This window comes from Saccharopolyspora sp. NPDC002376, assembly GCF_053593195.1.
Genome location: NZ_JBSFBZ010000058.1, coordinates 1 through 19,832, shown reverse-complemented (window position 1 = coordinate 19,832; position 19,832 = coordinate 1). Strand labels below are relative to the sequence as shown.

The window sequence follows — 19,832 nt, the reverse complement described above, 5'->3', positions numbered from 1 at the left end:
CCACCTCACCGCGGCCGCGGCCTGAGGAAACCCACCGAGGACAGCCCAAGATCTTTGACACACCTCAATCTTGTGTGTGCCAGGACAACAGCACACTCAGGCGCGCAGCGGTGAGCTCGTTGCCGCTGTCTCCAACGATGCCGGGGGAGCGCACCAGAAAGTACAGGGCGGCCCGCACGACTGGCCCCTTTCCGGAGAAGGGTTTGAACCCCTCGTCCTCCCGACAAGCCGCAGGCGTGCCGAACCTTTTCCTCGAAGTCGGGGAAGTCGACATAGGGGTCGTTGCCGCGGAAGCTGTTGCACCCGCTTTCGCAAGGCGAACAGGTGATGCAGGTCGCCGCGCATCGGTTCCCGGTTGCCGAACCGGGACTGCGGCACGACGTGCTCGCAGTTGTAAGGCAGGGCCGCCTCCAGCAGGTCGAAGTCCCTTTCCAGCAGGGACGGTCCGGCAGTGACTTCCTGCGGCAGCAACTCCAGCTGACGTTGGATTCGGGCGGCCTCGGTGGCCGCGTCGGCACGAATGAACTCCTCCGGTCACGACCCGATTCTTCAACCCTGGCTCGGGGCTCGACGAGGACCCCGCTACCGGCAGCGCCGCAGGGCCGTTGGCCGCGTACCTGGCGCACCTCGGGCTGCTCGACGTCACCGGCGAGCTCTCGGTGCGCCAGGGAGACTCGATGAAACGCCCCACCACCATCACCGCACGGATCCAAGCCAACACCGACGTCGCCGTCAGCGGCTCGGCCGACCTCAGCGCCCAAGGCTGGCTACGCGGCCCCTCCCCGCGTTGACAACGGTCCCCGGGCCCGCGCTTTTCCCGGCCAGTGCAATAGCCCGTCCGTCATCGGTGTCGTCCAGCCGCCGATGGCGGACGCACGCGTCCGGAACGACAGTGACCACGCTGCCGCTCCAACTGCACGTGGGAGCTGTGAATTCGGTGAGCTCGCCGACCCCTGCGGTGGACGGCGTTGGCTGTTGATCGGCGAAGCGGGATCGTCGTGGAGCTAGCATGCTCGCATGCTGATCCGGCAGTTGGAGTACCTCGCAGCTCTGGCACGAGAGCAGCACTTCGCCCGGGCAGCCGAGGCCTGCTACATCTCGCAACCGGCGTTGTCGGCCGCGATCCGCAAGCTCGAGGCCGAGCTCCACGTGCCGATCGTCCGGCGAGGTAACCGGTTCCTGGGATTCACGCCCGAGGGAGAGCGCATCCTGAAGTGGGCCTACCGGCTCCTGGCGGAACGCGACGCCCTGGTCGAGGACGTGGGCGCCATGCGCGAGGGACTTAGCGGACGCCTGCGCATCGCCAGCATCCCCACCGCTCTGGGCGTGCTGCCCGTGCTCACCGCGCTGCTGTTCGAGGCGCAGCCCCGCGTCCGGATCTCGGTGCGGTCGATGACGTCGATCCAGATCCAGCGCGACCTGTCGAACCACGAGCTGGACGTGGGCGTGACGTACCTGGACAACGAGCCGCTGAGTCGAGTGCGCGCGATGCCGCTCTACCGCGAGCGGTACCTGTTGCTGGTCAGCGACGACACCTTCGCCGGTCGCACCTCGGCGACCTGGCGGGAGGCCGCTGAGCTGCCGCTGTGCTTGCTCACCGACGACATGCAGAACCGCCGCATCTTGGACGGGATCTTCGAACAGGTCAACGTCGAGCCCGTTCCGGTCGTGGAGACCGATTCGATCCTCGCGCTGTACGCGCACGTCCGGGAGGGCCCGTGGGCGACGGTGCTGCCGCAGGCGTGGTTGTACCGATTCGGCGCGCCCGCGGGGATGCACGCCGTCCCGCTGGTGGATCCGGAGGTGACCAAGACCATCGGGCTGGTCATCCACGACCGGGACCCGGAACCGATTCTGGCCCGGGCCTTCCTCGACGTTGCTGACCGCATCGATCTGCAGGACGCGATCGATCTCGCGGTGCCCGGCCGGGCTTTCGCGCGATGAGCGAGGCGATGTCGACGGGGCGTCCAGCGGACCGAACCTCGGACCGGGGCCGCGCCGTGATCAGCTTCGCCGACTAGCTCGCTGCTCAACGCTCGGAGGCGCTGAGCAGCTCAACCGCCGCGACGACATTCGGATCGCATCCCACCCCGTCCGCTGCCACCTGGGACTTCAGCTGCGCATGCATCCGCGGATCCCAGAACATGCGCATGTGGTTGGCGATCGCGATGGCCGCCGCGTGCGGAGGGTAGTGGCGGAACTGCACCGCGATCTCGTTGGCCAGCTTCAGCACTGGTGGCGTGCCCACAGCTCACCCTCCTTCGCCGGACAACGCAGCGGCGGTCTCGACCGGTGACGCGTTGTCGGGCAGGTGGGCCCCGGGGGTGACCTGGACTGCGGTGACCTTGTACTCCGGGCAGTTGGTGGCCCAGTCGGAGTTGTCGGTGGTGACCACGTTCGCGCCGCTGAGCGGATAGTGGAAGGTGGTGTAGACGACCCCGGTCGGCATTCGGTCCGAGAGCACCGCGCGCAGCACGGTTTCCCCGGTCCTGCTGGTGACCGTCACCTCGTCGCCGTCGCGGATGCCGCGCACCTCGGCGTCGTGGGGGTGGATCTCCAGCACGTCCTCCTTGTGCCAGAAGACGTTGGGCGTGCGGCGGGTTTGGGCGCCCACGTTGTACTGGCTCAGGATCCGGCCCGTGGTCAAGATCAACGGGAACTTGCGCGTGGTGCGCTCGCTGGTCGGGACGAACGTCGTGGGGACGAACTTCCCCTTACCGCGCACGAATTCGTCGACGTGCATGACTGGTGTTCCCTCGGGGGCCTCGGCGTTGCAGGGCCACTGCACGCTGCCGAGCTCGTCGAGCTTGTCGAAGGACACCCCCGCGAACGTCGGCGTGAGCGCGGCGATCTCCTGCATGATCTCGCGCGGATGGTCGTAGGACATCTGGTATCCCAAGGCCTGCGCGATCTCGCACGAGATCTGCCACTCGTGCTTGCCGGTCATCGGGGCCATCCCCGGCCGGACCCGGTTGATCCGCCGTTCGGCGTTGGTGAAGGTGCCGTCCTTCTCCAGGAACGACGTGCCGGGCAGGAACACGTGGGCCAGCTTCGCCGTCTCGTTGAGGAAGAGGTCCTGCACCACGAGGAGGTCCAAGGACCTCAACGCCGCGTGGACGTGGCTGGTGTTCGGGTCGGACTGCGCGATGTCCTCGCCCTGGACGTAGAGCCCGCGGAAGGATCCGTCGAGGGCGGAATCGAACATGTTCGGGATCCGCAGACCAGGCTCGGAGACCACCGGTCGCTGCCACAGCTCCTCGAACACTTCGCGCACGGCGTCGTCGGAAACATGCCGGTATCCGGGCAGCTCGTGCGGGAATGAACCCATGTCGCAGGAGCCCTGCACGTTGTTCTGCCCGCGCAGCGGGTTCACGCCGACGCCTTCCCGGCCGATGTTGCCGGTGGCCATGGCCAGGTTCGCCATGCCCATCACCATGGTCGATCCCTGGCTGTGCTCGGTGACGCCCAGCCCGTAGTAGATCGCCGCGTTGTCCGCCTCGGCGTACAGCAGGGCCGCGGCGCGCACGTCATCGGCAGGTATGCCGGTGATCTCCTCGGTCGCCTCCGGACTGTTCTCCGGCCGGGCGATGAACTCCGCCCACTCGTCGAAGCCCTCGCAGCGCGCATCCACGAACGCGCGGTCGACGAGGCCCTCGGTGACCACGACATGGGCCAGCGCGTTGACCACGGCGACGTTGGTGCCGGGCGTGACGGGAAGGTGGTGCTCCGCCTCGATGTGCGGGGAGCGGACCAGGTCGATGCGGCGCGGGTCGATGACCACCAGCTTGGCGCCCTCGCGCAGCCGTCGCTTCATCCGCGAGGCGAACACCGGGTGGCCGTCGGTGGGGTTCGCGCCGATCACCACGATCACGTCCGCCTTGGCCACCGAACGGAAGTCCTGGGTTCCAGCGGACTCGCCGAACGTCTGCTTCAGCCCGTATCCGGTGGGGGAGTGGCACACCCGCGCGCAGGTGTCGACGTTGTTGTTGCCGAACGCCGCGCGCACCATCTTCTGCACGACGTAGACCTCTTCGTTGGTGCAGCGCGAGGAGGTGATGCCGCCGATCGCGCCCGTGCCGTAGCGCGACTGGATGCCGCGCATTTTCTCGGCGATGTAGGTGATCGCGGTGTCCCAGTCGACCTCGCGCCACTCATCGGTGATCTTCTCGCGGATCATGGGGCTCAGCACCCGGTCGGGGTGAGTCGCGTAACCGAAGGCGAACCGGCCCTTGACGCAGGCATGGCCTTCGTTGGCACCGCCGTCCTTGTCCGGCACCATCCGGACCAGCTCGTCGCCGCGCAGCTCCGCCTTGAACGAGCACCCCACGCCGCAGTACGCGCAGGTGGTCTTCACCGTGCGGGTCGGCATCCCCAACTGCACCACGGACTTCTCCTGCAGCGTCGACGTCGGGCAGGCTTGCACGCACGCGCCGCAGGACACGCATTCGGAGTCCGCGAACGACTCACCAGCGCCAGCGGACACCTTGGACTCGAAACCGCGTCCTTCGATGGTGAGCGCGAACGTTCCCTGGGTCTCGCCGCAGGCGCGCACGCACCGGGAGCAGGCGATGCACTTCGAGGGATCGAAATCGAAGTACGGGTTGCTGTGGTCGGTTTCGAGATCCAGGTGGTTCGCGCCCTCATAGCCGTAGCGAACCTGCCGCAGTCCAACCACACCCGCCATGTCCTGCAGCTCGCAGTCACCGTTGGCCGGGCAGGTCAGGCAGTCCAGCGGGTGGTCGGAGATGTAGAGCTCCATCACGCCCTGACGCAGCTTCGCCAGCTTCGCGCTCTGGGTGCGCACCTGCATTCCGCCGGCCACCGGCGTGGTGCACGAGGCCGGTGTACCCCGGCGCCCGTCGATCTCCACCAGGCACAACCGGCAGGAGCCGAACGCGTCGAGGCTGTCGGTCGCGCACAGCTTCGGGATGTCGACGCCTGCCTGCGCGGCGGCGCGCAGCACCGACGTCCCCTCCGCCACGGTCACCGGTATCCCGTCGACTTCCACCGTCACCGCGGGGGCACCGTCCGGTGGCGCGGGGGTGCCGAGATCAGGTTCCTTGAACAGCGTCATCGCGCGTCCTCCTGGTACTCCTCGCGTCGAGCGGTGAAGTCCTCGGGGAAGTGCAGCAGCGCGCTCTTGACGGGATTGGGAGTCAGCCCACCCATCGCGCACAGCGACCCATCGGTCATCAGCTCGCAGAGGTCGTTCAGCAGCGCGAGGTTCGCGTCGGGATCCTCGCCGCCGACGATCTTGTCGATGACCTCGACCCCGCGCACCGACCCGACCCGGCAGGGAGTGCACTTGCCGCAGGACTCCTCGGCGCAGAACTCCATGGCGAACCGCGCCATCGCGGCCATGTCGACGGTGTCGTCGAAGACCACGAGGCCGCCGTGCCCCAACATGGCATCGGCAGCGGCGAACGCTTCGTAGTCGGTCGGCAGGTCGAGCTGCGTGCCGGGGATGTAGGAGCCCAGTGGTCCGCCGACCTGCACGGCGCGCACGGGTCTGCCCGAACGGGTCCCGCCGCCGTGTTCGTTGACCAGCTCGGCCAGCGAGATGCCGAAAGCGGTCTCGAAGACCCCTCCCCGGGCGATGTTGCCGGCCAGCTGGAACACCTGGGTGCCGCGCGAGCGCTCGATGCCCAGTTCGGCGTACGCGGTGCCGCCGTCGGCCATGATCGCTGGCACGCTGGCCAGGGTCAACACGTTGTTCACCGCAGTGGGCTTGCCGAAGAGCCCGGTGATGGCGGGGATCGGCGGCTTGGCGCGCACCATGCCGCGCCTGCCCTCCAGACTCTCCAGCATCGAGGTCTCTTCGCCGCAGACGTAGGCGCCACCACCGACCCGGAGGTGAACGTCGAAGCTGAACCCGGAGCCCAGAACGTTCGTGCCGAGCCAGCTCTCGGTTCGGGCGGTCTCGATCGCCTCCCGGAGCACAGCCGCCGCGTCCGGGTACTCCGACCGCAGGTAGACGTAGCCCTCCTGCGCTCCGACGGCGTAGGCCGCGATCGCCATGCCTTCGAGGAGGCAGAACGGATCACCCTCCAGCACGATCCGGTCGGCGAAGGTGCCGCTGTCGCCCTCGTCGGCGTTGCAGCAGACGAACTTCAGCTCGCCTGCGGTCTCCGCGACGGTCTTCCACTTGATGCCTGCGGGAAATCCGGCGCCGCCGCGGCCGCGCAAGCCCGACTCCGTCACCTCGGCGATCACGTCGGCCGGAGCGAGCTCGAGTGCCCGTCGCAGACCCGCGAGGCCACCGTGCCGGACGTAGTCGTCGGGGCACAGCGGATCGGTGACCCCAACGCGGGCCAGACACAGCCGTTGCTGGTCGCGCATCCAGGGCAGTTCCTCGACCAGCCCGACGCAACGGTCGTCGTCGGCTCCCTCGAGCATTCCGGCCGCTACGAGCTCGCCGACGTCCTCGGCGCGGACCGGCCCGTAGCCGACCCGTCCGCGTTCGGTTGCGACTTCGACCAGTGGTTCCAGCCAGAGCATGCCACGGGTACCGGTGCGCACGAGCCTGATCTGATGGCCGGCGGCCGCGGCCTCGTGCTCGAGGGCAGCTGCCACGACGTCGGCGCCGACCGATGTGGCCGCCGAGTCACGGGGCACGTAGACGGTGATCACGAGACTTCCCTCCGCACGACGTCGAGCACGCGATCAGGGGTGAGCCGTCCGTGCAGTCGGCCGTTGACTTGCGCGGCCGGACCGAGGGCGCAGTTGCCCAGGCAGAAGACCTGGTCGAGCGTCACCGAGCCGTCGGGCGTTGTCTCGCCCGTCTTGATGCCGAGGGCGGTCTCCAGTCGCGCCGCCAGGTCCTCGGCACCCACCGACTTGCACGCCTCTGCTCGGCAGATTCGCAGCACCACCCGGCCTGGCGGCTCCGAACGGAAGTCCCGGTAGAAGGTGACAACGCCGTGCACATCGGCTCGGGACAGGTTCATCTCGGCCGCCACCAGCGGCACCGCATCCGGATCGAGCCACCCCAGGCGGTCCTGGATCTCCTGCAGGACCACCAGCAGCGGACCTCGCTCGTGCCGATGAGCGTCCACAATGGATCGCACCATTTCCGGCAGATTCACTGCTGCTCGACTCATGAGCCGCTCCACGTGTGCTCGTAGTGCGTTGGTTCAGGCGGTCACTGGTGAACATGACACATCGTCGTGTTCATGTTCTTCCACCTTCCCGATATTCAGCTGGCTGCCGAGGTGGATCGCTCTCTGCACGGGTAGTGACCCTAGAATTTAGTTGGGTACGCGGTGCGAGTCAAAGTTCTTTCTTGAATATAGCGATCATCCACGTTTATGAACCCCGAACAACCGGTGCCGGCGTAGTTTCGTCGGGAAGGTGGGCACTGCGCCGAGTCGACGCGGAGTCACGCGTGTAATCCCCCGCCACGAGACGTGGCAGTGGCAGATGATTCGGATTCGCGGTGCCCTCACGTGAGAAGACCTCCGGGCGGGTCGTTCGAGCGTCGTGCGCTCGGAACTCGCCCGGAGGTCTCCCGGTTTCACACCACCACGTCGTCGACAACGGGCGTGGCAATCACTTTCCCGATCCGCCCGCCCGATCAGTCCGGCAGGGCGAAGACGATCAGCGCATCTCCGTGTCCTGCGCCGAGCATGCCGGGGATGATGCCCTCGAGCCAGCCACCCCAGCCGACCGGCACGGCGATGTATTGCTTGCCGTCGACGCTGTAGGTCATGCAGCTGCCGTGGTGGCCGCTACCGCACTGGAACTTCCACAGCTCCTCGCCGGTGTTGGCATCGAGCGCGATGAACTCGCCCGACGGGGTGCCGGTGAACACCAGATCCCCTGCGGTGGCGAGCACCGACGCGGCCATCGGATGCTGGTTTCGCCAGCGCCACTTCTCCTCACCGTGGGAGTCGAACGCGCTGACCGACCCGGCCATGTTGTCGATGTCCACCTGCACGGCGGCACCCCAGTACGGCATGCCTTCCTTGAACTCGCGACGACGCCGGGTTGCGGTGGCGCCCACGTCGGCGACCGGCACGTAGAACATGTCGGTGCGCGGGCTGTACGCCGCGTGCGTCCATTCCTTCGCGCCCGCAGGGCCGGGGTAGAAGTGGACCGGCTCGCCCTCCTTGTCCGGGTACTTCCGGGGCGTCACCTTGCCGTCGCGGGTGATGGTGCCCCAGTCGATCCGGTCGACGAAGGGAGTGACGTGCTGCAGTTCGCCGTTGGTGCGGTCCAGCACGAAGAAGTAGCCGTTCTTGTCGAAGTGACCAAGAAGCTTCTTCCCGTCCCGCTCGAACAGGATCATCTCCATCGTGGAGTCGTAGTCCCAGAGGTCGTGCGGCGTGAACTGGTAGTGCCAGACGATCTGACCGGAATCCACGTCCACCGCGACGACGCTGTCGGTGTAGAGGTTGTCGCCTTCGCGGACCGCGCCGTCGAAGTCGGGCGCCGGGTTGCCGGTGCCCGCGTAGTACAGGTTCGTCTCCGGGTCGTAGGTCCCGGTGACCCAGTGGTTCGCGCCGCCCCGCGCCCAGGCTTCACCGTCGGCGGGCCAAGTTTCGGAGCCCGGCTCGCCAGGCTTGGGCACGGTGTAGCAGCGCCAGCGGTGCTCACCGGTCTCCAAATCCCAGCAGTCGATGTGGCCGCGCACGCCGAACTCGCCGCCGGCGCTGCCGGTGATGAGCGTGTCCTTGATGACCAGCGGGGCGAGCGAGGCGCTCTCGCCTGCACGCACGTCTCCGATGGTCTTCTCCCAGACCTTCTTGCCGTTGGTGGCGTCCAGCGCCAGCAGGTGGGCGTTGGGGGTCACGAAGTAGACCTTGCCGTTGGCCACCGCGCAGCCGCGGTTGACGTTTCCGCAGCAGAGCGAGACGTCGAACGGCACCGCGTGCTTGTAGCGCCAGAGCTGCTCGCCGGTCTTCGCGTCCAGAGCCCAGAACCAGCCGTCCCAGCCGGTGACGTACATGACGCCGTCCACGACCAGGGGGCACGCCTCGAACGCGTAGGTTGAAGCACCCGCGATCTGGCCGGCGGCGCCTGCTTGGAAGATCCAGGCCGGCCCGATGCGCTTGACGTTCTCCGTGTTGATCTGATCCAGCAGGCTGTACCGCTTGCCGTCGTAGTCGCCGTAGTAGGTGATCCAGTTGTGCGACTCCGAACGCGCGTTGAGCAGGCGTTCGTGGTCGAGGTTGTGCGCCACTGCGGGTGCCGTGCCGGAGACGGTGCTCAGCGCGCCGTGGTCGATGGCCTCACCGGCGTCCACGTATTCGACAGTCATCGGTTCGTTCCTTCCTACGGGCGCGGCTGGTCGGGACGGTCGAGACGGGCCTCTGGCGGCACCTCTCCGAGCACGACGATGGCGGCGGTCAGGCCGCGGCCCTCGTCGTTGCCGCCCGGCGAGCTGTACCAGTAGTAGCCAGGGCCATCCAGGTTGAGCTTCGCCCGGCCCTTCGAGTGGTTCAGCAGCCAGAGGAACTTCTTGTCACCGTTGCTCGGCAGCAGGCAGGCGTGCGTGTTCTTGTCGTCGTTGATGACCGTCAGTTCGACATCGCCACCGTGCGGCAGGACCAAGATCGCGGGATCCCACGCGATCTCGTCCTCCTTGATCCGGATCGTCGCCTCCATCGTGCCGTCGGCTCGCTCCGTGGCCCTGGCGATCGTCCCGGTCCCGAGCACGCGACCGATCGCTCCCTTGTTCTGCACGTCCAAACCGAGCTCGTTCAGCAAGTCAGCGTGTTCTTGGGCTGTCGTCATCGGACTCCACCTCCTCATTTTGAATCCATATCTGGATTGCTCAACAAGCGGGCGCACCGCACGAACGGGTAGCCCGTCAAACCCTCTGCTGGACATTTCGTGGCGAAAGTGTCGGATGAACTTCGAATGCGCTAATCAGCTGGTGTCCCGGTCTGCTGTCGAGGAGATCGCATGACCTGATTGCCAATTGGCCGAGTAATGATTAATCGTCGGCGACGAAACTGAACTCTACGCACACCGCGGTCGCTTCGAAAGGGGGGACCGCCGGTCCGGTCGGCTGTACCGTTCGCACGGTGCGACCTACCGCTCGGACTGGACAGCCACTGCCACGAACTGTCCGAAAGACCGGGTGGCACGACAACATTCGTCGACCATCCGCCGCGGAGTCGCGGTGGGTGGTCCGCCAGGATGGTCAAGACAGGTCGAACCGATCGAGGTTCATGACCTTGTTCCACACGGAGACGAAGTCGCGCACGAACTTCGTCCCGGCGTCATCGCCGGCGTAGACCTCCGCCAACGCACGCAGCTCGGAGTTCGACCCGAAGACGAGATCGACACGGCCGGCCGTCCACTTGACCTCACCGCTTCGCCGGTCACGGCCCTCGAAGGACTCCGCGACCCCGTTGTTCCGCGATGTCGCCACCCATTCGGTGTCCACATCAAGCAAGTTGACGAAGAAGTCATTGGTCAGCACCCCCGGCGTCGTGGTGAACACGCCCAGCGGAGACTGCCCGTGGTTGGCGCCCAGGACGCGCAGCCCGCCGACGAGTACGGTCATCTCGGGGGCGCTCAAGGTCAGCTGGTTGGCACGCTCGACGAGCAGGTACTCCGCCCGCAGCCAGTTGCCCGTCCCGACGTAGTTGCGGAACCCGTCCGCGGCCGGTTCGAGCGTGGCGAACCACTCCACGTCGGTCCATTCCTGCGTGGCGTCCGTGCGTCCCGGAGTGAAAGGCACCTGGATGTCGTGCCCGGCCCTGCCAGCGGCGTGCTCCACCGCAGCACATCCGCCGAGCACGATGAGATCAGCCATCGAGATCCGCTTGTTCGTGCGCTGCTCGGCGTTGAACTGCTCCTGGATTCCTTCGAGGGTGCGCAACGCAGTCGCCACGGTTTCCGGACCATTGGCGTCCCAAGTGCTCTGAGGCTCGAGCCGGATGCGAGCTCCATTCGCCCCGCCCCGCTTGTCGCTGTTGCGGAACGTCGAGGCCGATGCCCAAGCGGTGAACACCAGCTGGGACACCGGCAGTCCCGAGGCGAGTATCCGGCTCTTGAGCTCGGCGATGTCGTCACCGTCGACGAGCTCGTGGTCCACTGTGGGCACCGGGTCCTGCCAGATCAGCCGTTCGGCGGGGACCAGCGGCCCCAGGTATCGCCGGCTCGGGCCCATGTCGATGTGCGTGAGCTTGAACCAGGCGCGGGCGAAGGCGTCCGCCAGCTGGTCCGGGTTCGCGAGGAAGCGTCGGGCGATGGATTCGTAGACCGGATCCTCCTGCAACGCGAGGTCCGTCGTGAGCATCGTCGGGTGGTGGGTCTTCGACGGGTCGTGGGGATCCGGCACGGTGCCTCGCCCTTCGCCGTCGTTGGGAATCCACTGCCACAACCCGGCGGGGCTGAGCTCGACGTCCCACTTGTAGGCGAACAGGGTCTCGAGGAACCTGTTGTCCCACGTGGTGGGGGTGGACGTCCAGATTCCTTCGAGCCCGCTGGAGATCGTGTCGGGGCCCTTGCCGGAGCCGTAGCTGTTCCGCCAGCCCAATCCCCGGTCCTGCATGGGGGCGCTTTCGGGCTCGGCGCCGAGGTGGTGGTTCGGGTTGGCCGCGCCATGCGTCTTGCCGAACGTGTGCCCACCCGCGATCAGCGCGACGGTCTCCTCGTCGTTCATCCCCATGCGCTGGAAGGAGATCCGGATGGCACGAGCCGCCGTCCTGGGGTCCGGCAGGGTGCCCGGGCCCTGCGGGTCGACGTAGATGAGGCCCATCTCGTCGGCGGCCAGTGGTTCCTGGAGGTCCCGGATACCGGTGTGGCGATCGTCGCCGAGCCAGGTGCGCTCCGGGCCCCAGTAGACGTCCTCATCGGACTCCCAGACGTCCTCCCGGCCTCCGGCGAAGCCGAAGGTCTTGAAACCCATCGTCTCCAACGCGCGATTGCCCGCGAACACCATCAGGTCGGCCCAGGAGATCTTGCGGCCGTACTTCTGCTTCACCGGCCACAACAACCGGCGTGCTTTGTCCAAGTTGCGGTTGTCCGGCCAGCTGTTGGTCGGCGCGAAGCGCTGCATCCCCCCGCTCGCACCGCCACGACCGTCGCCGATGCGGTACGTGCCCGCGCAGTGCCATGCCATCCGGAGCACGAGCGGTCCGTAGTGGCCGAAGTCGGCGGGCCACCAGTCTTGCGAGGTCGTCAGAAGCACGTCGACGTCGTGTGCCAGGGCGTCCAGATCGAGGCTCTGGAATTCGGCGGCGTAGTCGAATTCCTCGCCCATGGGGTCGGCCTCGGGCTGATTCTTGGCCAGCATCTTCAGGTTGAGCCGGTTGGGCCACCAGTCGTGACTGCTCCCACCAGCGGTCGGGTGATTGCGACTGGTGGGAGCACGACGCGTGCCCACGCTCTGGTCGTAGGTCTTGGTGATGGCGACGGCGTCGGGGTTCTCCGGCATGGAAACTCCTTCCGGGGCCTTAGTGCCTGTTTTCGAACTCGTTCTGCGTGGCGGTGCCGGTGGCGGGTTCTCAGCGTCCGCCTGGACTCCGGGTGCCCAACTTGATGTATGCCAATACACGGCAGTTGGGTCGTCCTCGCCAGGCGAACGCTGAGAACCCGCGGCGGTGCAAGCGCCGAGAGTGGGCTAAACGCCTCCGGCGTTTCAAAGACCAAGAACCAGGATCGAAAACAGGCTCTCAGGGGCCGTCAGATGTCCAGTGCCCGGCGCACGGCTGGCGCATTTCGCCGGGAAACCGGCACCATCGGGTTCGCCTGGTCATCCATGACCAGGAACAACTCGCCTTTGAATCGACGCTCGACCTCGCGGACGCGGCTGAGGTTGACCACGTACCGGCGGTGCACCCGCAGGAAACCGGCATCGCCCTGCTCGCTTTCGAGCTTGTCGAGGCCCGCCGAGGCAGCTCGCAACCGCCCCTGATCAGTGGACAGCCACACGTCGTTGCCGTCCGACTCGGCGAACGCGACCTCCTGCTGCCGCAGCAACACCATTCGGTTGCCGCGCATCGCGACGATGCGGTGTGGCCGCCCTCCAGGACGAGCTCTGGCTTCCACCCGAGGCATCTGCTCCCCTTCGGAAACACCGAATGAGATCAGGTTGCCGACCAGATGTCCGGCCAGGAAAACGGGCCGGATGCTGATCAGTTCCGGTTCGTCTGCGAGATGGGTGAAGATCTGCGTCGAACCGGCCCAGTCGGGATTGCGAGCGGACTGCTTGGCGGCGAACCGGGCGACCCAGATGAACTCCGGCAGCCCCGGGTTCCAGCGCACCGCGGGGTCGGGCGCCGGCGTGCAGCTCGGGACGCCGAGGAGCACGCTCGCCGTTTCGTCAGCGATCACCACCTTGCCCGCAGGATCTACGGCGGCGAGCGCTGCGCTCGAGCGTGACCTGGCGTGGTTGTAGGCCGCGACCAGCTCGGCGCCGCCATCCTGGGCACGCCGTCGCAATATGCGCTGGGTCTTGGTGGCAGCGTTGCTCAGCCAGGCGCCGGCGGGAGAGGGGAGTTCGCCGCGCCAACACGAGATGTTGAGCACCGCGATCGGTTCCCTGGTCACCACGTCCCGCACAGCCACGCCCGCGCAGGTCCAGTCGTGGAAGGCCTGGCACCAGTGCTCGGCACCCCGGATCATCACCGGTGCGTGCGTTTCGAGCGCTGTGCCCATGCCATTCGTTCCGGAGGCGCTCTCCGACCAGCAGAACCACGGTGCCAGGTTCGCCTTGGCGGCGAGGGAACGCGTGGCCTGGTCTCCCCATTGGGACAAGACCCGGCCGGTGGCATCGGTAATGGTCACGACGCCACCGTGGTTGCTCACTTCGCGCGCTACCGAGGCCGCGCGGAAACCGAGTTCGGCGAACACGACGTCGTGTTCGAGCCCGTGGCCGACTTCCGCGACGGCCACCGGGGCTTCGGTGAGGTTCGGGTCGACCCGGTACTGGTCCCGGCACCGATGCCAGGACACTGCCACCTCGGGCCGCACGCCGCGGATGTCGTCCTCGCCCTGCACGAATCGTTCCCATGCCCCGTACACCGCTGCCTTGCCCGGGCTGCGGGAGGTCGGGTCCAGCTGGTGCACATCTGCCATGTGAGACCGCCTTTGGTCCGTCACCAACCCGAACGGCACGAGCCGTCCCTGCCGGCCACCCGCTCATGCCGCTTGCCATACCGGCCCGGCCAGCGTCGCTGGTCGGGCTTCGAGCACCGGAGTTCGCGCTTCGCTGCACGACGCGTGGCTGCGCAGCCTCACCCGGATCGAGGATCGAACCAACCGGGAACCGAGGGACCTCCGCATATGTGGATTTCCTGCTGTGAATTCGGAAGCTAGGCCGTTCCTCGATCTGGCGGCAACCAGGTTGGGACGAGTGCGGGCGAACGGCCCACGAGCGGCAGCAATTCGACGACCAGCGGTAGCCGCCCGCCCATCAACGGGTAACACGCCGACGATCACGGACCGAGTACCTGGACCACCTCGCGCAGGGCATCCTCGCCACCCTGCTCGGCGCGCCAACGCCCGGGGAGCGACCGTGAGCGACGCGGGGTCTGAAGTTCCGCTACCAGCGCCGATACGCAAAATTGTCGAACGCGTTCCCGTTCGTCCGGTGATAGCCGAATGAGGTCTGCTGCTAGGGCTTTTGCGGCATGGAGCGAATCGCGGTCGGGCCTGCGGCAGGCGAAGCGGAGGCGGTCGCGCGGGGAAGACATGCCTTGAGTTGCTGTTTTCGAAAAGCTACCTTGTGACCGCTGTCACCGTCGCCGTTCGAGTTTGTCTCTCGCAAACGACAAGGAGGTCGTGATGACGGGGAGAGTGCCACCGCTGGAGATCGTATCGAGCGGGCACGGCGGCCAGGGCCACGTGGGGGGCGACTCTCCGTTAACAACGGTCACCGCGAGGACGGTTGCTCGTGCATGGGAGAGCTTCGCCGCCGGCGAAGATGTCGTGCAAGGTGTTCGACCGGAGATCTTGGCTTCGTGGTACCGATGTCGGGATCAGTATGAAGTCGATCCGACGCTGCACATCGCGCCTGGGGCACCGGACGACAACGACCACCTGCTCGACAACGACGTGATCTACGCCCAGCTCGGCGGTCTCGGGGCGTTGGCAGGTCGGGACGTGGAGCTGGACGGCGGTGTCGTCGCCGTGACGGACGGTACCGGGCGCATCCTCGGATCCTGGGGCGACCCCGGTGCGCGGAAGCGGGCTGAACTGAGCAATCTGGCTCCGTGGTCGTCCTGGTCGGAGCAGTGCACAGGCACGAACGGGATTGGGACGTCGTTCGAACTGCGGGGCCCGGTGACCGTGACCGGACCGGAGCATTGGTGCGAAGGCTTCCAGCAATGGGCCTGCGCGGGGATTTCCATCCGCGACGTGGTCACCGGCTTGCCGATCGCAGCGATCAACATCTCGCGGTGGAGGGCACCGCTGTCCAAGCACGTGCCAACGTGGCTGAGCAACGCCGCCGCGGGCATCGAAGAGGAGATCCGTCGCCGCGCCTTCGTGGAGGCCAAGAGCGTGGTCGCCGCGTTCAAGCAGGAGTGTGCCCAGACGAGCGGCCCGTTCATGGCCGTGGACCGCGGCGCGCATGTGATCGCTGCGAGCTGCGCAGCTGTTTCGTTGCTCAAGCTGGAAGACGACCACCCCATCGCCACTGGTGTGGTCGAATTGGCGAAACGCTGGAAACCCGATATCCCGGAGCTTTCTGACGTCGTGCGGTGGGCGATGTGCCGGGCACTGCGACGTCCGCGGTGGCGCGGCTATGCTCGGCTGGCGGTGTGCTCGGGGGAAGATGCCATTCCGATGACCCTGCGGCCCGTCGTCGCCGCCAACCACGTGGTGGGCATATTCTGCGTATTCGGGTTGGAAGAGGGCGAGCCCTACCAGAAGTATTCGGAATCGGTGGCTGTTTCGCTGCCGCCGCGCGTGATCGGAGTCCGCGACGAACGGCTGGTGCTGCTTTCTCCGTCGGAGATCCGCTATGCCCAAGCCGATCGGAACATCGTGTGGTTGAGCACGGACCGGGGAAGGATCCAAGCCGCCACCCGTGGCCTGGACAACGTCGAGGAATCACTGGCACCCCACGGATTTCGTCGAGTGCATCGTCGATTCCTGGTCAACCTTCGCCGGGTGGTCGAGTTGGAGCGGGGTATCAAGGGCGAGCTGGTTCTGATCACGGATCCCCGTGTCCGTGAGCTCGTTCCCGTTTCGCGGCGCCATGCTCCGGAGATCCGTCGATTGCTCGGTGTGTGAGGCTGTCCGTGACCGCGGGAATTCGCCCAGGTACCTCCTGACTGCCGCCCAGATCGTTCGCGCGCAATGCAGGGTTGGTGTGGCCGGGGCGCGGTGCTTGAGCCGCACCACGGCTGACTGGGTCTCGGGTGCCGAGGCGTTGATGGATGAAACCTGCTCGCGAGCCTGCGCATCGACGCTGAACCGCACGGACGTGTTATCGCTTTGTTGGATACTCGCTGGTCGTGACGCATGGCGGAAGGTTCATGCCGTACGCCGGAGCCGGCACCGCCTCAGTGCCCGGAAGTGGCCGTTCGTGGCGGTCCGGCCGCCGTTCATCAGCGATCCGGTACCGGTGGTTCATGATCGGTTGTCACGGTCCGGCAGGTCGAAGAAGCTTTGAAATGCAACACGGAGTTCAGGGCGATGACACGCGATGTTCGCCCGTACCGGAACTGCGACAGGTGACGGTAGCTGTTGTTGTCCGACCGTCGGCAGCGGTCGAATTCGAGGGAGGACATCTTGCTGTGCTTCTTCATTGTCTAGGAGTTGCCGCAGGCGGTGGTTATCCGCAGTGGAACTGCGCTTGTTCCGGATGCCGCAAGGCTCGTAGAAACCCGGAAATCGCTTCGATGCACGCGGGTATCGCAGTCTCCGGAGACGGCGAGCGGTGGTTCTTGCTGAACGCGACCCCGGATGTTCATCACCAGATAGCGGCGGATCGCTGTTTGCATCCGGGCCCGGGAGTCCGGACGACGCCGATTGCCGGTGTGCTGCTGACGGACGCGGAGTTCGACCACACGATCGGCCTGCTGATGCTGCGTGAGGAATCGTCGCTGACGGTGTACGGAACGGACCCCGTGCTGGAGACGCTCGCTCTGCGGTTTCCCGTTCGGGAGTTGCTGAGCGATTACGCAAACCTGTCGTGGAACCCGATCGAAATCGGCAAACCCCTGGACCTGGACGATCGGTTGTGCGTGACCGCTTTCCTGACCGGGAGCAAGGCCCCTCGCTACCTGGGGCGCTCGCAGCTTCGAACCGAGTCGGAGGAGTGGGAGTTGGGCTTTCACTTGCAGGACAAGGTGACTGGCGGAACCGCGGTGTACGCGCCGGCTCTGCCCCAGTGGGACGAGGAGTTTGCCGAGCAGGTGGCGTCGGCCGATTGCGTCTTCTTGGACGGCACGTTCTGGACGGACGACGAGATGTCTTGCCAGGGTGCGGGAAGTCGTTCCGGCCGCTCCATGGGGCACATGCCCGTCAGCGGTGCGGATGGTTCTGCCCGCGCGCTAGCTGCACTTCCTGCCAAGCGCAAGATCTACACGCACATCAACAACACCAACCCGATTCTCGACGAAGGCTCCGAGGAGCGGCGTTGGTTGGCGGACTTGGGCATCGAGGTGGGCCGGGCCGGCCTGGAGGTGGAGCTGTGAAAGCTTGGTCTGCTGAGGAGTTCGAAGGGCGGCTGCGGTCGATCGGAGAACAGCGGTACCACCATTTGCACCCGTTCAACGAGCGGATGCACGCGGGCTTGCTCACCGAGGAGGAGTTCCGCGGGTGGGTGCGAAATCGCTTCTACTACCAGGTGAACCTGCCGGTGAAGGACGCGTTCGTGCTGACCAAGCTCCCCGGCCGGGACGACCGGCGCCAGTGGATTCAGCGCATCATCGATCACGACGGCCGAACCGGCGACGAAGGCGGGATCGAGAAGTGGGTCCGCCTCGGCGAAGCTGTCGGCTTGACCCGCCAAGAGCTCTTCGACAGCGGTTCGGTGCTGCCAGGAGTGCGGTTCGCGGTGGACGCTTACGTGGACTTCTGCCGTCAGAAGCCGTGGCTGGAGGCCGTGGCGTCGGCCTTGACAGAGTTGTTCGCCCCAGCTCTGCTCAGCCGGCGGATTGCCGACGTCCAGCACCACTACCCGTGGATCGCCGCAGATGGCTTGGAGTACTTCCGGGCTCGACTCACCCAGCAGCCCAAGGACATCGCGCACCTGCTCGACCTGGTGATCAATCATGCAACTTCCAGGGAGCAGCAGGACGCGTGCGTACGAGCGCTGGAGTTCAAGTGCGATGTCCTCTGGAGCCTGCTGGACGCCGTGCAACTCGCTTACAGCAAGAGTTCATGATGCACGAACCTGATCTGACGGCCACGCCTCGGCTGGTGACCAAGGCGATGCTCAAGCACGACAGCGTCCGCGAGGCCGAGTTGCTCCTGCTGCCGGAAAGAGTCGTGCGGCTGAATGCGTCCGGGGCAGCGATCTTGCGGCTGTGCGATGGCAGCCGGACTGTGCAGCAGGTGGTGTCCCAGTTGGAGCACGATTTCGAGGCCACTGGTCTCGCGAACGACGTGATGGCGTTCCTCCAGGATGCATGCGGCCAGGGTTGGGTGGTGGTCACATGAACGGTGTGCCGCAGCCGTACGGCCTGCTGGCCGAGGTCACCCACCGATGTCCGTTGCACTGCGTCTACTGCTCGAACCCGATGGCGCTGCTCGACCGGCAGGACGAGCTCAGCACCGAGGACTGGCTGCGGGTGATACGCGAGGCGGCCGGGCTGGGTGTGGTGCAGGTCCATTTCTCGGGCGGTGAACCCCTCGTCCGCGGCGATCTGGAAATGCTCCTCGCCGAGGCGCGCCGTTGTGATCTGTACACCAACCTGATCACCAGTGGCCTGGGGCTCACCGAGAACCGTGCGAGATCGCTTGTGTCGGCGGGTCTCAACAGCGCCCAGTTGAGCATTCAGGGCGACGCTGCCGAGTCGACGGATCTGGTCGCAGCGAGCAAGCGATTCGACAAGAAGCAGGACGCTGCACGCATCATCCGCGAAGCCGGGCTGCCGTTGAACATGAATGTGGTCCTGCACCGGCTGAACCTGGATCGCCTCGATTCGATCATTGACGTCTGTGCGTCGTGGGGAGCCGAGCGGCTGGAGCTCGCCAACACCCAGTACTACGGCTGGGCGCTTCGCAACCGCGATCTGCTGCTCCCGAGCAAGGCGCAGTTGGAGAAGGCCGAAGGCGTCTACGAACGCCGGAAGGCCGAGCTGGCGGAGCGGATGGAACTCCTCTGGATCCTCCCGGACTACTACGAGCGCTACCCGAAGCCGTGCATGGGTGGATGGGCGCAGACAGCACTGACCGTTGCCCCGGACGGCATGGCGTACCCGTGTCCGGTAGCCGCGGACATGACCACGATGGGCTTCCCCTCGGTTCATGACCACGACCTCGAGGAGATCTGGTTGAAGTCGGATGCCTTCCAGGCATTCCGGGGAACGGAATGGATGGCTGATCCGTGCCGCAGCTGTCCTCGTAAGGAGATCGACTTCGGTGGATGCCGGTGCCAAGCCTTCGCCTTGACCGGCGATCCGGGACGCACCGACCCGGTCTGCACCCACTCGCCCGACCATCACCTGGTGCAGGACGCGCTCGTTCGTGCCAACCAGGACGATGTCGCAGCCGGCGAAACAGCCCGAGCGGACCTGGTTTACCGTCGCCCACCCGCGCCGACGCGGAGACGATGACCGATCGTCAGCCGGCGGCGCCCACTCGTGCGGAGTTGGACTCCACTAGTACTGCAACGGCAGTTCGATTGGTTCGTTGTGGATCATGGTTGTTGTGGTGGTTGATGTTGCTGTTGGGGAGTTGGATGGGTTGTGTGCGCGGAT

At 66.3% G+C, this 19,832-nt stretch carries 15 protein-coding genes and 1 pseudogene; 7 read left to right on the top strand and 9 right to left on the bottom strand.

Going from position 1 to position 19,832, the window contains the following annotated elements; translation table 11 throughout:
* Positions 1-96: 96 nt before the first annotated feature.
* Positions 97-471, bottom strand: coding sequence for an endonuclease (locus tag ACWCO2_RS29705; protein WP_450131095.1), 375 nt, complete (start codon positions 469-471; stop codon positions 97-99).
* 80 nt (positions 472-551) lie between these two features.
* On the opposite strand from ACWCO2_RS29705, the pseudogene ACWCO2_RS29700 reads away from it, so the two are divergent.
* Together ACWCO2_RS29700 and ACWCO2_RS29695 are read left to right on the top strand one after the other, a co-directional pair.
* Positions 552-791: pseudogene (locus tag ACWCO2_RS29700) on the top strand (PhzF family phenazine biosynthesis protein); the annotation flags it as partial.
* Positions 792-1,017: 226 nt separating this feature from the next.
* Positions 1,018-1,944: a LysR family transcriptional regulator gene (locus tag ACWCO2_RS29695; protein WP_450131094.1), complete on the top strand. Its 927-nt coding sequence runs from the start codon at positions 1,018-1,020 to the stop codon at positions 1,942-1,944.
* An 85-nt stretch (positions 1,945-2,029) separates the two neighbouring features.
* Here the strand turns inward: ACWCO2_RS29695 and ACWCO2_RS29690 are convergent, their stop codons facing one another.
* The 8 genes from ACWCO2_RS29690 to ACWCO2_RS29655 all read right to left on the bottom strand — a co-directional run bounded on the left by ACWCO2_RS29690 (position 2,030) and on the right by ACWCO2_RS29655 (position 14,034).
* Positions 2,030-2,248 carry a formate dehydrogenase subunit delta gene (locus tag ACWCO2_RS29690; RefSeq protein WP_450131093.1) on the bottom strand — a complete coding sequence of 73 codons (219 nt, stop codon included), beginning with the start codon at positions 2,246-2,248 and terminating at the stop codon, positions 2,030-2,032.
* A 3-nt stretch (positions 2,249-2,251) separates the two neighbouring features.
* On the bottom strand, positions 2,252-5,074 hold the full coding sequence (gene fdhF / locus ACWCO2_RS29685) for a formate dehydrogenase subunit alpha (RefSeq protein WP_450131092.1): 2,823 nt from the start codon (positions 5,072-5,074) through the stop codon (positions 2,252-2,254).
* Complete coding sequence (locus ACWCO2_RS29680) at positions 5,071-6,630, bottom strand: formate dehydrogenase beta subunit (protein WP_450131091.1); 1,560 nt, start codon at positions 6,628-6,630, stop codon at positions 5,071-5,073. Before ACWCO2_RS29680 ends, fdhF begins: the two co-directional genes overlap by 4 nt.
* On the bottom strand, positions 6,627-7,100 hold the full coding sequence (locus tag ACWCO2_RS29675; RefSeq protein WP_450131090.1) for an NADH-quinone oxidoreductase subunit NuoE family protein: 474 nt from the start codon (positions 7,098-7,100) through the stop codon (positions 6,627-6,629). Before ACWCO2_RS29675 ends, ACWCO2_RS29680 begins: the two co-directional genes overlap by 4 nt.
* Before the next feature lie 473 nt (positions 7,101-7,573).
* Positions 7,574-9,259: a PQQ-dependent dehydrogenase, methanol/ethanol family gene (locus ACWCO2_RS29670; protein WP_450131089.1), complete on the bottom strand. Its 1,686-nt coding sequence runs from the start codon at positions 9,257-9,259 to the stop codon at positions 7,574-7,576.
* Positions 9,260-9,273: 14 nt separating this feature from the next.
* Positions 9,274-9,735 carry an MSMEG_3727 family PQQ-associated protein gene (locus ACWCO2_RS29665; protein WP_450131088.1) on the bottom strand — a complete coding sequence of 154 codons (462 nt, stop codon included), beginning with the start codon at positions 9,733-9,735 and terminating at the stop codon, positions 9,274-9,276.
* 412 nt (positions 9,736-10,147) lie between these two features.
* A complete protein-coding gene (gene katG / locus ACWCO2_RS29660) occupies positions 10,148-12,391 on the bottom strand; it encodes a catalase/peroxidase HPI (RefSeq protein ID WP_450131087.1) in 2,244 nt (747 codons plus the stop codon).
* Between the two features lie 248 nt (positions 12,392-12,639).
* Positions 12,640-14,034 (bottom strand): LytTR family transcriptional regulator DNA-binding domain-containing protein, encoded by a 1,395-nt coding sequence (locus ACWCO2_RS29655; protein ID WP_450131086.1) that lies wholly within the window; start codon positions 14,032-14,034, stop codon positions 12,640-12,642.
* Between the two features lie 708 nt (positions 14,035-14,742).
* Between ACWCO2_RS29655 and ACWCO2_RS29650 the strand changes: the two genes are divergently transcribed.
* The 5 genes from ACWCO2_RS29650 to pqqE all read left to right on the top strand — a co-directional run bounded on the left by ACWCO2_RS29650 (position 14,743) and on the right by pqqE (position 19,688).
* The gene (locus tag ACWCO2_RS29650; protein ID WP_450131085.1) at positions 14,743-16,194 is read left to right on the top strand and encodes a LytTR family transcriptional regulator DNA-binding domain-containing protein; all 1,452 of its coding nucleotides are present in this window, start codon (positions 14,743-14,745) and stop codon (positions 16,192-16,194) included.
* Positions 16,195-16,700: 506 nt separating this feature from the next.
* On the top strand, positions 16,701-17,603 hold the full coding sequence (gene pqqB, locus ACWCO2_RS29645) for a pyrroloquinoline quinone biosynthesis protein PqqB (RefSeq protein WP_450131120.1): 903 nt from the start codon (positions 16,701-16,703) through the stop codon (positions 17,601-17,603).
* Positions 17,600-18,295, top strand: coding sequence for a pyrroloquinoline-quinone synthase PqqC (pqqC, locus tag ACWCO2_RS29640; protein WP_450131084.1), 696 nt, complete (start codon positions 17,600-17,602; stop codon positions 18,293-18,295). Before pqqB ends, pqqC begins: the two co-directional genes overlap by 4 nt.
* Positions 18,296-18,330: 35 nt before the next feature.
* On the top strand, positions 18,331-18,570 hold the full coding sequence (pqqD, locus tag ACWCO2_RS29635; RefSeq protein WP_450131083.1) for a pyrroloquinoline quinone biosynthesis peptide chaperone PqqD: 240 nt from the start codon (positions 18,331-18,333) through the stop codon (positions 18,568-18,570).
* Entirely contained in the window at positions 18,567-19,688 is a 1,122-nt protein-coding gene (pqqE, locus tag ACWCO2_RS29630) for a pyrroloquinoline quinone biosynthesis protein PqqE (protein WP_450131082.1), read from the top strand. The genes pqqD and pqqE overlap by 4 nt, the downstream gene beginning before the upstream one ends.
* The last annotated feature ends 144 nt before the right edge of the window (positions 19,689-19,832 follow it).